Raw genomic sequence first — 12,997 nt, 5'->3', positions numbered from 1 at the left:
CTCAGCGCAAAAATTGAGCTTCTCACCAATCTTCGAGGGTAGCGCTGCTACCCTTTTTTTTCTGGAGTTTACTATGTCAATTGACTGGAACTGGGGCATCTTTCTGCAACAAGCCCCGTTCGGCAACACCACCTATCTCGGCTGGCTGTGGAGCGGCTTTCAGGTTACCGTTGCGTTATCGATAACGGCGTGGATTATCGCGTTTCTTGTCGGTTCGCTGTTCGGTATTCTGCGTACCGTCCCTAACCGTTTTCTCTCTTCGATTGGCACGCTCTATGTGGAACTGTTCCGTAACGTTCCGCTGATCGTGCAGTTCTTTACCTGGTATCTGGTGATCCCGGAACTGCTGCCGGAAGATCTCGGCATGTGGTTTAAGGCCGAGCTGGATCCTAACGTACAATTTTTTGTCTCCTCTATGCTGTGTCTGGGGCTGTTCACCGCTGCGCGCGTCTGCGAGCAGGTACGTGCCGCCATACAGTCACTGCCGCGCGGGCAAAAGAATGCGGCACTGGCAATGGGCCTGACTCTGCCCCAGGCCTACCGTTACGTACTGCTGCCTAACGCTTACCGCGTCATCGTTCCGCCGATGACGTCCGAGATGATGAACCTGGTAAAAAACTCGGCTATCGCCTCAACCATCGGTCTGGTGGATATGGCGGCACAGGCGGGCAAACTGCTGGATTACTCCGCTCACGCCTGGGAATCCTTCACGGCGATCACGCTCGCCTATGTTCTGATTAACGCTTTCATCATGCTGGTGATGAACCTGGTTGAACGCAAAGTACGCCTGCCGGGCAATCTGGGGGGCAAATAAATGTACGATTTTGACTGGAGTTCCATTGTTCCCTCCATGCCCTATCTGCTGGATGGACTGGCAATCACCTTAAAGATCACCGTTATCGCCATTATCGTCGGTATTGTCTGGGGCACCCTGCTGGCAGTGATGCGCCTGTCGAGCTTTAAGCCGCTCGCCTGGTTTGCCACGGCTTACGTTAACGTATTCCGCTCCATTCCACTGGTCATGGTGCTGCTGTGGTTTTATCTGATTGTTCCCGGCTTTTTACAGAACGTACTGGGACTGTCGCCAAAGACCGATATCCGCCTGATCTCTGCCATGGTGGCGTTTTCCATGTTTGAAGCCGCCTACTACTCAGAGATCATCCGCGCAGGTATTCAGAGTATCTCTCGCGGGCAGTCCAGCGCTGCGCTGGCGCTCGGTATGACGCACTGGCAGTCCATGAAGCTCATTATTTTGCCGCAGGCGTTTCGCGCCATGGTTCCGCTGCTGCTGACGCAGGGCATCGTCCTGTTCCAGGATACCTCCCTGGTCTACGTGCTGAGTCTGGCAGACTTCTTCCGTACCGCCTCCACCATTGGCGAACGTGACGGAACGCAGGTTGAGATGATCCTCTTCGCGGGCGGGGTCTATTTTGTGATTAGTTTAAGCGCATCGCTGTTGGTCAGCTGGCTGAAGAAAAGGACGGTATAATGATTTCCCTGAAAAATGTTTCTAAATGGTATGGGCACTTTCAGGTGCTGACCGACTGCTCAACAGAAGTAAAAAAAGGCGATGTGGTAGTGGTATGCGGCCCGTCCGGTTCCGGTAAGTCCACGCTTATCAAAACCGTTAATGGGCTGGAACCTGTCCAGCAGGGCGAGATTGTCGTTAACGGCACCAAAGTAAATGACAGGAAAACCAACCTTGCCCAGCTTCGCTCCCACGTAGGGATGGTGTTCCAGCATTTTGAGCTGTTCCCTCACCTGTCCATCATTGAGAACCTGACGCTGGCGCAGGTCAAAGTGCTGAAGCGCGACAAAAAAGCGGCGCGCGAAAAGGGGCTGAAGCTGCTGGAACGCGTCGGGCTGTCTGCGCATGCGAATAAGTTCCCGGCCCAGCTTTCGGGCGGCCAACAGCAGCGTGTGGCAATCGCGCGTGCGCTGTGCATGGATCCGGTGGCAATGCTGTTTGATGAGCCGACGTCCGCGCTCGACCCTGAGATGATCAACGAAGTGCTGGACGTCATGGTGGAGCTGGCGCACGAAGGGATGACCATGATGGTGGTGACGCACGAAATGGGCTTCGCCCGTAAAGTGGCCAACCGCGTGATCTTCATGGATGAAGGGAAAATTGTTGAAGACTCACCAAAAGAAGAGTTCTTCGCAAATCCTAAATCTGAACGTGCAAAAGACTTCCTCGCCAAAATCCTGCATTAATCTTTTTAGTGCGCAATCTGTGGATTGCGCACTGCTTCACGCTTTAGATCTCTTTTTCTATTCGGCGTCACATCGCAGCGTTAACCTTGTCACAAATAATGCTGAGAATGGAGAACGCTATGGCACAGCCAATTATTCTCGACTGCGATCCGGGTCATGATGACGCGATCGCACTCGTCCTTGCTCTTGCTTCCCCTGAACTGGACGTAAAAGCTGTCACCTCCTCCGCCGGGAACCAGACGCCGGATAAAACCTTGCGAAACGTGTTGCGCATGTTGACGCTGCTGAAACGCACCGATATTCCGGTCGCAGGTGGCGCCGTTAAGCCACTGATGCGCGAGCTGATCATTGCGGATAATGTTCACGGTGAGAGTGGGCTGGATGGCCCGGCGCTACCGGAGCCGAATTTCGCACCGCAAAACTGCACTGCCGTCGAGCTCATGGCGAAGGTGCTGCGTGAGAGCGCAGAGCCCGTGACGCTGGTGGCGACCGGCCCGCAGACCAACGTAGCGCTGCTGCTGAACAGCCATCCTGAACTGCACAGCAACATCGCCCGTATCGTCATCATGGGCGGGGCAATGGGGCTGGGGAACTGGACGCCAGCAGCAGAGTTCAACATCTTCGTTGACCCGGAAGCCGCGGAAATCGTCTTCCAGTCGGGCCTGCCGATTGTGATGGCGGGGCTGGACGTGACGCATCGGGCACAGATTATGACAGACGATATTGAACGCTTCCGCGCCGTGGGCAACCCGGTTGCAACGACCGTGGCCGAGCTGCTCGACTTCTTTATGGAGTATCACAAAGCCGAGAAGTGGGGCTTCCACGGCGCCCCGCTGCATGACCCATGCACCATCGCCTGGCTGCTGAAGCCGGAAATGTTTACCACGGTCGAGCGTTGGGTTGGTGTGGAAACACAGGGGAAATATACCCAGGGAATGACGGTGGTGGACTATTACTCGCTGACGGGAAACAAGCCGAATACCACGGTAATGGTGGATATCGATCGGGAAGCGTTTGTGGATTTACTGGCGGAGCGGCTGGCTTATTATTCTGCGGCCTGATGCCCTCACCCAGGCCCTCTCCCACAGGGAGAGGGTGCAAACAGTTTTGCTTTTACCTATGGCTCAAATGGCCGACGCTGGAACTGGTCGTGCCCGCACTTCGGACACAGCGACAACACCTCCGGCGTATAAACGGCTATATGATGGTGGCACTTCTCACACACCAGGTTCCCCAACCCCACTACTTCGCCGCTGTGATAGACACCGTGGTGGTTTAAATCCTGAAACACCTCACGCCATTCCAGCTGAGTTTTATCGGTAATATCCGCCAGCTCCTGCCACAGGCTCTCTTTGATGACCCGCATAAAAACGCTGTCGGCGATCTCGTCCTGGCTCTCTTCATAGCTTCGCGCGAACTCCTCCAGGTCACGGCGCACGGCGCGCGTCACCTCTTCCACTTCGGTTCGCGTTAACTCACCCGTTTGCGTCACGCGTGCGCGTGCCTGTTCGACCAGCGCGTCGATATCACGCTCGCCGTTACGCAGCCGTTCCGTCAGAGTCGCTACCAGTTCACGGTAAAATTGAGCAACCTTGTTCATCATTTTGCCTCCCGGGTAAGTAACTGTCTCTAATAATAGACCTTATTTCGCCGCCGCTTTGTCAGGTGAAGCACAGACCCGGTAAATTCCTGCAAAGTGCATTTGCGTGAAAGGCTGTTTTGACGCGGGCGTTTGGGCTATGCTATGCGGATCTGAATTACCACATCCATTGGCTACATTTGTAGCTGTATTGAACACAGGACCACTGGCTGCCATGCAAGAGCAATACCGCCCGGAAGAGATAGAATCAAAAGTCCAGCAACACTGGGACGAGAAGCGCACCTTTGAAGTAACCGAAGACGAGAGCAAAGAGAAGTATTACTGCCTGTCGATGCTTCCCTATCCTTCTGGACGACTACACATGGGCCACGTGCGTAACTACACCATCGGTGACGTGATTGCGCGCTACCAGCGTATGCTGGGCAAAAACGTTCTTCAGCCTATCGGCTGGGATGCGTTCGGCCTGCCTGCTGAAGGCGCGGCGGTGAAAAACAACACGGCACCGGCTCCGTGGACGTACGACAACATTGCGTACATGAAAAACCAGCTGAAAATGCTGGGCTTTGGCTATGACTGGAGCCGCGAGCTGGCAACCTGTACCCCGGAATACTACCGCTGGGAGCAGAAATTCTTCACCGAGCTGTATAAAAAAGGCCTGGTGTACAAGAAGACCTCTGCCGTTAACTGGTGTCCGAATGACCAGACCGTTCTCGCGAACGAGCAGGTTATCGACGGCTGCTGCTGGCGCTGCGACACCAAAGTAGAGCGTAAAGAGATCCCACAGTGGTTTATCAAAATCACCGCCTACGCTGACGAACTGCTGAACGATCTGGATAATCTGGACCACTGGCCAGATACCGTTAAGACCATGCAGCGCAACTGGATCGGCCGTTCCGAAGGTGTGGAAATTACCTTCAACGTTGAGAACTACGACCAGACCCTGACCGTCTATACCACCCGTCCGGACACCTTCATGGGCGCGACCTACCTGGCCGTGGCCGCAGGTCACCCGCTGGCGCAGAAAGCGGCAGAAAACAATCCGGAACTGGCGACCTTCATCGACGAATGCCGCAATACTAAAGTGGCCGAAGCCGACATGGCGACGATGGAGAAAAAAGGCGTTGATACCGGCTTTAAAGCCATTCACCCGCTGACGGGCGAAGCGATCCCTGTCTGGGCAGCCAACTTCGTACTGATGGAATACGGCACAGGCGCAGTGATGGCCGTGCCGGGTCACGACCAGCGCGACTACGAATTTGCCACCAAATACGGCCTGACCATCAAGCCTGTTATTCTTGCCGCTGACGGCTCTGAGCCCGATCTCTCTGAGCAAGCGCTGACTGAAAAAGGCACCCTGTTTAACTCCGGTGAGTTCAGCGGCCTGAGCTTCGAAGAAGGCTTCAACGCCATCGCCGACAAGCTGGCCTCCCTGGGCGTGGGCGAGCGTAAAGTGAACTACCGTCTGCGCGACTGGGGCGTTTCCCGTCAGCGTTACTGGGGTGCGCCAATCCCAATGGTGACTCTGGAAGATGGCACCGTGATGCCAACGCCGGAAGATCAGCTGCCGGTGATCCTGCCGGAAGACGTGGTCATGGACGGCATCACCAGCCCGATCAAAGCCGATCCTGAGTGGGCGAAAACCACCGTCAACGGTCAGCCAGCGCTGCGTGAAACCGACACCTTCGACACCTTTATGGAATCCTCCTGGTACTATGCGCGCTACACCTGCCCGCAGTACAAAGAAGGCATGCTGGATTCCGATGCAGCAAACTACTGGCTGCCGGTAGACATCTACATCGGTGGCATTGAACACGCCATCATGCACCTGCTCTACTTCCGCTTCTTCCACAAACTGATGCGTGACGCAGGCCTCGTCAACTCCGACGAGCCGGCAAAACAGCTGCTGTGTCAGGGTATGGTGCTGGCAGATGCGTTCTACTACGTTGGCGCGAACGGCGAGCGTAACTGGGTTTCTCCGGTTGATGCGATTGTGGAGCGCGACGAGAAAGGCCGTATCGTGAAGGCGAAAGACGCCGAAGGTCATGAACTGGTGTATACCGGCATGAGCAAGATGTCCAAGTCGAAAAATAACGGTATCGACCCGCAGGTAATGGTTGAGCGTTACGGCGCTGACACCGTGCGTCTGTTCATGATGTTCGCCTCCCCGGCAGATATGACGCTGGAATGGCAGGAATCCGGCGTTGAAGGGGCAAACCGCTTCCTGAAACGCGTCTGGAAACTGGTGTACGAGCACACCTCTCAGGGTGATGCGCCAGCGCTGAACGTGGCTGCACTGAGCGAAGATCAGCAGGCGCTGCGTCGTGATGTTCATAAAACCATTGCGAAAGTCACCGATGATATTGGTCGTCGTCAGACCTTCAATACCGCAATTGCGGCTATTATGGAACTGATGAACAAGCTGGCGAAAGCCCCGCAGGACGGCGAGCAGGATCGCGCCTTAATGCGTGAAGCGCTGCTGGCGGTCGTTCGCATGCTTAACCCGTTCACGCCGCACGTTAGCTTCACCCTGTGGCAGGAGCTGAAAGGCGAAGGCGATATCGACAACGCGCCGTGGCCAGTGGCGGATGAATCCGCTATGGTGGAAAACACCACGCTGGTGGTGGTGCAGGTTAACGGTAAAGTGCGCGGTAAAATTACCGTCGCGGTCGACGCAACCGAAGAACAGGTTCGCGAGCGCGCAAGCCAGGAGCATCTGGTCGCGAAATACCTTGAGGGCGTTACCGTACGTAAAGTGATCTACGTACCTGGTAAACTGCTGAATCTGGTCGTTGGCTAAGCGCGGGAGGAAACGTGCGACAACTGGCAACAATACTCTTATCTCTGGCGGTGCTGGTCACCGCTGGCTGCGGCTGGCACCTGCGCAACACCACGGCAGTGCCTGCTCAGATGAAAACAATGATCTTCGACTCATCCGATCCGAACGGACCGCTGAGCCGGGCCATTCGTAACCAGCTGCGTTTGAACGATGTTGAGCTGATCGAGAAGGGAACCCTGCGTCAGGATGTTCCTTCGCTTCGCGTCCTGAAATCAACGCTGTCACAAGATACGGCCTCGATCTTCCAGGATGGGCGGACGGCGGAATATCAGATGGTGCTTACCGTTGATGCGGCCGTCTTGATGCCAGGTAAAGATATTTACCCTATCAATACCAAAGTCTACCGCTCGTTCTTCGATAACCCGCAGACGGCGCTGGCAAAAGACGCCGAACAGCAGATTATCATCAAAGAGATGTACGATAAGGCCGCGGAACAGCTGATCCGCAGACTGCCTGCCATTGCCGCGTCGACGAAAAAAGGCGCTGACGTCATCGAAACACCGGATGCCAGCACGCCGGATATGCCAACGTCTCTGGGTAACTGATGATCAGGTTGTATCCTGAACAACTCCGCGCGCAGCTCAACGAAGGGCTGCGCGCGGCCTATCTGCTACTCGGCAATGACCCCCTGTTACTTCAGGAAAGCCTTGATGCGGTTCGCCATGCGGCAGCCGCGCAGGGTTTCGATGAGCATCATACGTTCCAGATCGATAACAGTACCGACTGGAACGCTATCTTCTCGCTTTGTCAGGCCATGAGCCTGTTTGCCTCTCGTCAGACAATCCAGATCCTGCTGCCAGAGAATGGACCTAACGCTGCTATCAATGAACAGCTGGCCATGCTGGTAAGTTTGTTACACGACGATCTGCTGCTTATCGTACGCGGCAACAAACTCACAAAAGCGCAGGAAAACGCGGCCTGGTTTACCCGGCTAGCCCCCAGTGCGGTGCTGGTCACCTGCCAGACGCCAGAGCAGGCGCATCTGCCAAAATGGGTTGCCGCGCGAGCAAAGCAGCACAATTTGCAGCTGGATGAGGCCGCCAGTCAGCTCCTGTGCTACTGCTACGAAGGCAACCTTCTGGCACTGGCGCAGGCGCTGGACAGGCTCGCCCTGCTGTGGCCCGATGGTAAGCTGACGCTGCCGCGCGTGGAACAGGCGGTGAATGATGCCGCGCACTTTACCCCCTTCCACTGGGTTGATGCGCTGCTGTCGGCGAAAAGTAAGCGTGCCCTGCACATCCTGCAACAGCTGCGCCTGGAAGGGAGTGAGCCGGTCATCCTGCTCCGTACGCTCCAGCGCGAATTACTGCTGCTGAACAACCTTAAACGCCAGTCAGCACACACGCCCCTGCGCGCCTTATTCGACAAACATCGCGTCTGGCAAAACCGTCGGGCGATGACCACGGAGGCGATAAACCGCCTGAGCCAGGAGCAGTTGCGTCAGGCAGTACAACTTCTGATGCGCGCCGAACTGACGTTAAAACAGGATTACGGCCAGTCTGTCTGGGCGGAGCTGGAGAGCCTCTCTTTGCTGCTCTGCCATAAGGCGCTGGCAGACGTATTTATCGATGGGTGATATGCATTCTTTACAGGCAATGTATGGCGGGACCTTCGACCCGGTACACTATGGGCATCTTAAGCCGGTAGAAATCCTCGCGAATTTGATTGGGTTGCAGCGGGTAATCATCATGCCCAACAATGTTCCGCCGCACCGTCCTCAGCCAGAAGCAACCAGCGAGCAGCGTAAAGCGATGCTCGCACTGGCTATCGCCGATAAGCCTCTCTTCACGCTGGATGAGCGTGAACTGCGCAGAGATACCCCTTCCTGGACATCGCAAACGCTGCGGGAGTGGCGCGCTGAGCAAGGGCCCATGAAACCGCTGGCGTTTATCATCGGCCAGGATTCCTTGCTCAACTTTCCCAGCTGGTACCAGTACGAAACCATTCTGGAAAACAGTCATCTGCTGGTCTGCCGCCGTCCGGGCTACCCGCTGACCATGCGCGACGCACAGCATCAGCAGTGGCTTGACGCGCATCTGACGGACAATATAGAAGACCTGCACAGTCTCCCCGCCGGGAAAATTTACCTCGCTGAAACGCCGTGGTTTGATATTTCCGCAACCCTCATCCGCGAGCGTCTCCAGCAGGGTTTAGACTGTGACGATCTCCTCCCCTCGCCCGTGCTGGCCTATATCCACGCACACGGTCTGTATCAGAAAAGTACAGATGTCTGAGCATCGCCGGCGAAATTGTCCGTTAATGATTATCCTGCCTTGACAGGCTAAGCCATACTGATATCCTCCGCTGCCAGACTTTCCCGCCGATCGCTGCTTTACAGAAATTGTTTTACAAAAATGGCGATGCAATATCAGGCGGAGGGTGGGATGATACCCGCCTTCAAAAGCCGGGCGGTGACATTTGTCCCGCGACTGGCGTCAGTTCAGGTATACTGACTGACCACGAATTCATAGTTGTACAATCTCATACACCCAGGGGGAAAACTTGCAGGGTAAAGCACTCCAGGATTTTGTTATCGACAAAATTGATGACCTGAAAGGTCAGGACATCATCGCTATCGACGTTAAGGGTAAATCCAGCATCACCGACTGCATGATCATCTGCACCGGGACCTCAACTCGTCACGTTGTTTCGATTGCTGACCATGTTGTTCAGGAATCGCGCGCGGCAGGGCTGCTTCCGCTGGGCGTTGAAGGTGAAGCGACCGCTGACTGGGTGGTTGTCGATCTCGGCGATGTGATTGTCCACGTCATGCAGGAAGAGAGCCGTCGCCTGTATGAGCTGGAAAAACTCTGGGGTTAATGCGTGAAGTTGCAACTGGTCGCCGTCGGCACCAAAATGCCGGACTGGGTACAAACCGGTTTTACTGAGTATCTGCGTCGTTTCCCAAAAGATATGCCGTTCGAACTGGTGGAGATCCCAGCAGGAAAGCGCGGCAAGAACGCAGATATCAAACGTATTCTCGATAAAGAGGGAGAGCTGATGCTGGCTGCCGCAGGCAAAAACCGCATCGTGACCCTCGATATCCCGGGCAAACCCTGGGATACGCCGCAGCTGGCGCACGAACTGGAGCGCTGGAAGCAGGATGGTCGGGACGTCAGTCTGTTGATTGGCGGACCAGAGGGGTTATCTCCCGCCTGCAAAGCGGCAGCAGAACAAAGTTGGTCACTCTCGGCGCTGACGTTGCCCCACCCGCTTGTACGGGTTCTCGTGGCAGAAAGTTTGTATCGCGCATGGAGCATCACTACCAACCACCCTTATCACCGCGAGTAATGACTGACCAGGGTAATTTAAGCAGCGGATGAAACTACAGAATTCTTTTCGCGACTATACGGCTGAGTCCGCGCTGTTTGTGCGCCGGGCGCTGGTCGCCTTTACGGGGATTTTGCTGCTTACCGGCGTGCTGATCGCCAACCTCTATAATCTGCAAATTGTCCGCTATACCGATTACCAGACCCGCTCAAACGAAAACCGTATCAAGCTGGTGCCCATCGCGCCCAGCCGCGGCATTATCTACGATCGTAACGGCACGCCGCTGGCGCTTAATCGCACCATCTACCAGATAGAGATGATGCCCGAGAAAGTGGATAACGTGCAGGATACGCTGAACGCGCTGAGAAGCGTTGTCGACCTGACTGATGACGATATCGCTGCGTTCAAAAAAGAGCGCGCACGTTCTCACCGCTTCACCTCCATTCCGGTAAAAACCAACCTGACGGAAGTGCAGGTCGCCCGTTTTGCCGTTAACCAGTACCGTTTCCCCGGTGTGGAAGTCAAAGGCTATAAACGCCGCTACTATCCTTACGGCTCCGCGCTGACGCACGTCATTGGTTACGTCTCCAAAATCAACGATAAAGACGTCGAACGCCTTGATAAAGACGGCAAGCTGGCTAACTACGCCGCAACCCATGATATTGGCAAGCTGGGGATCGAACGTTATTACGAAGACGTGCTGCACGGTCAGACCGGGTATGAAGAGGTTGAAGTTAACAACCGTGGCCGCGTGATCCGTCAGCTGAAAGAGGTTCCCCCGCAGGCGGGGCATGACGTCTATCTGACGCTCGACCTGAAGCTACAGCAGTATATCGAGACGCTGCTGGCGGGTAGCCGTGCTGCGGTTATTGTGACCGACCCGCGTACCGGCGGCATTCTGGCGATGGTTTCGATGCCAAGCTACGATCCGAACCTGTTCGTGGATGGCATCTCCAGCAAGGATTACTCCGGCCTGCTCAACGATCCAAACACGCCGCTGGTGAATCGCGCGACGCAGGGGGTTTATCCTCCAGCTTCAACGGTTAAACCGTATGTCGCCGTGTCTGCGCTAAGCGCGGGCGTCATCACCCGCAATACCAGTCTGTTTGACCCCGGCTGGTGGCAGTTACCTGGCTCTGAGAAACGCTACCGCGACTGGAAAAAATGGGGCCACGGCCATCTGAACGTGACCAAATCACTGGAGGAGTCGGCGGATACCTTCTTCTATCAGGTCGCCTACGACATGGGTATTGATCGTCTGTCTGAATGGATGAGCAAATTCGGCTACGGGCATTACACCGGTATAGATTTGGCGGAAGAGCGTTCCGGCAACATGCCAACCCGCGAATGGAAGCTGAAGCGCTTTAAAAAACCCTGGTATCAGGGTGACACCATTCCGGTAGGGATCGGCCAGGGCTACTGGACGGCAACGCCGCTGCAAATGAACAAGGCGATGATGATCCTCATTAACGATGGCGTTGTGAAAGTGCCGCACCTGCTGCAAAGCACCGTTGAAGACGGCAAAAAAGTGCCGTGGATACAGCCGCACGAGCCGCCGGTGGGTGACATTCATTCCGGCTACTGGGAAATCGCGAAAGACGGCATGTACGGTGTAGCCAACCGTCCTAACGGGACGGCGCACAAATATTTCGCCGGCGCACCGTATAAGGTTGCCGCGAAATCAGGTACGGCTCAGGTCTTCGGTCTGAAAGCGAATGAAACTTATAACGCACATAAAATTGCCGAACGTCTGCGTGACCACAAGCTCATGACGGCGTTTGCCCCTTATGATAACCCGCAGGTTGCGGTGGCGATGATTCTTGAGAACGGCGGCGCAGGCCCGGCGGTGGGTACCATCATGCGTCAAATCCTCGACCACATCATGCTGGGTGACAACAACACCGAACTGCCAGCTGAAAACCCGGCAGCCGCTGCGGCGGAGGACCAATAATCATGACGGATAATCCGAATAAAAAATCGCTGTGGGACAAGATCCACATCGACCCTGCCATGCTGCTGATCCTGCTGGCTCTGCTGGTCTATAGCGCCCTCGTTATCTGGAGCGCCAGCGGCCAGGATATCGGCATGATGGAGCGTAAAATCGGCCAGATCGCCATGGGTCTGGTCATTATGGTGGTGATGGCGCAAATACCGCCGCGCGTGTACGAGGGCTGGGCGCCCTATCTCTATATTTTCTGTATCATTTTGTTGGTGGCAGTAGATGCTTTCGGCGCCATCTCGAAAGGGGCGCAACGCTGGCTGGATCTGGGGATTGTCCGCTTCCAGCCGTCGGAAATCGCCAAAATCGCCGTCCCGCTGATGGTGGCGCGCTTTATTAACCGCGACGTCTGCCCCCCGTCGTTGAAAAATACCGCCATTGCGCTGGTGCTGATTTTCCTGCCGACGCTGCTCGTGGCCGCACAGCCGGACCTCGGTACTTCAATTCTTATCGCCCTCTCCGGCCTGTTCGTCCTGTTCCTGTCCGGCCTGAGCTGGCGTCTGATCGGTATCGCCGTGGTGCTGGTTGCCGCGTTTATCCCCATCCTCTGGTTCTTCCTGATGCATGATTACCAGCGTCAGCGCGTTATGATGCTGCTCGATCCCGAGACCGATCCGCTGGGCGCAGGCTATCATATTATTCAGTCGAAGATTGCGATTGGCTCCGGCGGCCTGCGCGGTAAAGGCTGGCTGCACGGTACGCAGTCGCAGCTCGAATTTTTACCGGAACGCCACACCGACTTTATCTTTGCCGTTCTGGCTGAGGAGTTAGGGCTGGTTGGCATCCTGGTGCTGCTTGCACTCTACGTGCTGCTGATCATGCGAGGTTTGTGGATTGCCGCGCGCGCGCAAACCACCTTTGGTCGCGTCATGGCAGGCGGATTAATGTTGATTTTGTTCGTTTATGTCTTCGTAAATATTGGTATGGTGAGTGGTATTCTGCCGGTTGTTGGCGTACCGCTGCCGCTGGTGAGTTACGGGGGCTCGGCACTGATCGTGTTGATGGCCGGGTTTGGTATCGTCATGTCGATCCATACCCACAGGAAAATGTTGTCCAAAAGCGTATAAAAATAAGGGGA

General features: G+C 55.6%; 13 protein-coding genes. 12 read left to right on the top strand and 1 reads right to left on the bottom strand.

Going from position 1 to position 12,997, the window contains the following annotated elements:
• Nucleotides 1–73 precede the first annotated feature (73 nt).
• The 4 genes from gltJ (at nt 74) to rihA (ending at nt 3,275) form a co-directional block, all read left to right on the top strand.
• Nucleotides 74–814, top strand: a complete 741-nt coding sequence (gene gltJ / locus ACOTY5_RS02160) for a glutamate/aspartate ABC transporter permease GltJ (RefSeq protein ID WP_015571133.1) — start codon at nt 74–76, stop codon at nt 812–814.
• Nucleotides 815–1,489 (top strand): glutamate/aspartate ABC transporter permease GltK, encoded by a 675-nt coding sequence (gene gltK, locus ACOTY5_RS02155; RefSeq protein WP_003858686.1) that lies wholly within the window; start codon nt 815–817, stop codon nt 1,487–1,489.
• Nucleotides 1,489–2,214: an amino acid ABC transporter ATP-binding protein gene (locus ACOTY5_RS02150; protein WP_017382465.1), complete on the top strand. Its 726-nt coding sequence runs from the start codon at nt 1,489–1,491 to the stop codon at nt 2,212–2,214. The genes gltK and ACOTY5_RS02150 overlap by 1 nt, the downstream gene beginning before the upstream one ends.
• 119 nt (nt 2,215–2,333) lie before the next feature.
• Complete coding sequence (gene rihA / locus ACOTY5_RS02145) at nt 2,334–3,275, top strand: pyrimidine-specific ribonucleoside hydrolase RihA (RefSeq protein WP_045142398.1); 942 nt, start codon at nt 2,334–2,336, stop codon at nt 3,273–3,275.
• 56 nt (nt 3,276–3,331) lie between these two features.
• On the opposite strand, the gene ACOTY5_RS02140 is transcribed toward rihA, so the two are convergent.
• Nucleotides 3,332–3,814: a zinc ribbon-containing protein gene (locus ACOTY5_RS02140; protein WP_003858689.1), complete on the bottom strand. Its 483-nt coding sequence runs from the start codon at nt 3,812–3,814 to the stop codon at nt 3,332–3,334.
• A 214-nt stretch (nt 3,815–4,028) separates the two neighbouring features.
• On the opposite strand from ACOTY5_RS02140, the gene leuS reads away from it, so the two are divergent.
• The 8 genes from leuS to mrdB all read left to right on the top strand — a co-directional run bounded on the left by leuS (nt 4,029) and on the right by mrdB (nt 12,986).
• Nucleotides 4,029–6,611 (top strand): leucine--tRNA ligase, encoded by a 2,583-nt coding sequence (leuS, locus tag ACOTY5_RS02135; protein WP_023303296.1) that lies wholly within the window; start codon nt 4,029–4,031, stop codon nt 6,609–6,611.
• A gap of 14 nt (nt 6,612–6,625) precedes the next feature.
• Nucleotides 6,626–7,195 (top strand): LPS assembly lipoprotein LptE, encoded by a 570-nt coding sequence (gene lptE / locus ACOTY5_RS02130; protein WP_006809628.1) that lies wholly within the window; start codon nt 6,626–6,628, stop codon nt 7,193–7,195.
• Complete coding sequence (gene holA, locus ACOTY5_RS02125; protein ID WP_015571137.1) at nt 7,195–8,226, top strand: DNA polymerase III subunit delta; 1,032 nt, start codon at nt 7,195–7,197, stop codon at nt 8,224–8,226. Before lptE ends, holA begins: the two co-directional genes overlap by 1 nt.
• Nucleotides 8,219–8,884: a nicotinate-nucleotide adenylyltransferase gene (nadD, locus tag ACOTY5_RS02120; RefSeq protein WP_003858694.1), complete on the top strand. Its 666-nt coding sequence runs from the start codon at nt 8,219–8,221 to the stop codon at nt 8,882–8,884. Before holA ends, nadD begins: the two co-directional genes overlap by 8 nt.
• Before the next feature lie 268 nt (nt 8,885–9,152).
• Nucleotides 9,153–9,470, top strand: a complete 318-nt coding sequence (gene rsfS / locus ACOTY5_RS02115; RefSeq protein WP_003858696.1) for a ribosome silencing factor — start codon at nt 9,153–9,155, stop codon at nt 9,468–9,470.
• A 3-nt stretch (nt 9,471–9,473) separates the two neighbouring features.
• The gene (rlmH, locus tag ACOTY5_RS02110; protein WP_003858701.1) at nt 9,474–9,941 is read left to right on the top strand and encodes a 23S rRNA (pseudouridine(1915)-N(3))-methyltransferase RlmH; all 468 of its coding nucleotides are present in this window, start codon (nt 9,474–9,476) and stop codon (nt 9,939–9,941) included.
• A 28-nt stretch (nt 9,942–9,969) separates the two neighbouring features.
• Nucleotides 9,970–11,871 carry a peptidoglycan DD-transpeptidase MrdA gene (gene mrdA, locus ACOTY5_RS02105; protein WP_015571138.1) on the top strand — a complete coding sequence of 634 codons (1,902 nt, stop codon included), beginning with the start codon at nt 9,970–9,972 and terminating at the stop codon, nt 11,869–11,871.
• 2 nt (nt 11,872–11,873) lie between these two features.
• On the top strand, nt 11,874–12,986 hold the full coding sequence (gene mrdB / locus ACOTY5_RS02100; protein WP_015571139.1) for a peptidoglycan glycosyltransferase MrdB: 1,113 nt from the start codon (nt 11,874–11,876) through the stop codon (nt 12,984–12,986).
• The last annotated feature ends 11 nt before the right edge of the window (nt 12,987–12,997 follow it).

The organism is Enterobacter cloacae complex sp. SHL018 (assembly GCF_049237905.1).
Taxonomy (GTDB): domain Bacteria; phylum Pseudomonadota; class Gammaproteobacteria; order Enterobacterales; family Enterobacteriaceae; genus Enterobacter; species Enterobacter hormaechei_C.
The sequence above is the reverse complement of the archived record's forward strand: the minus strand, read 5'-3'. Positions and strand labels throughout refer to the sequence as shown.

Bases quoted from the DNA above. Each gene is read 5' to 3' on its own strand.
- mrdB (WP_015571139.1), top strand. From the start codon at position 11,874: ATGACGGATAATCCGAATAAAAAATCGCTGTGGGACAAGATCCACATC.
- ACOTY5_RS02150 (WP_017382465.1), top strand. From the start codon at position 1,489: ATGATTTCCCTGAAAAATGTTTCTAAATGGTATGGGCACTTTCAGGTG.
- holA (WP_015571137.1), top strand. From the start codon at position 7,195: ATGATCAGGTTGTATCCTGAACAACTCCGCGCGCAGCTCAACGAAGGG.
- gltJ (WP_015571133.1), top strand. From the start codon at position 74: ATGTCAATTGACTGGAACTGGGGCATCTTTCTGCAACAAGCCCCGTTC.
- nadD (WP_003858694.1), top strand. From the start codon at position 8,219: ATGGGTGATATGCATTCTTTACAGGCAATGTATGGCGGGACCTTCGAC.
- ACOTY5_RS02140 (WP_003858689.1), bottom strand. From the start codon at position 3,814: ATGAACAAGGTTGCTCAATTTTACCGTGAACTGGTAGCGACTCTGACG.
- leuS (WP_023303296.1), top strand. From the start codon at position 4,029: ATGCAAGAGCAATACCGCCCGGAAGAGATAGAATCAAAAGTCCAGCAA.
- gltK (WP_003858686.1), top strand. From the start codon at position 815: ATGTACGATTTTGACTGGAGTTCCATTGTTCCCTCCATGCCCTATCTG.
- rihA (WP_045142398.1), top strand. From the start codon at position 2,334: ATGGCACAGCCAATTATTCTCGACTGCGATCCGGGTCATGATGACGCG.
- mrdA (WP_015571138.1), top strand. From the start codon at position 9,970: ATGAAACTACAGAATTCTTTTCGCGACTATACGGCTGAGTCCGCGCTG.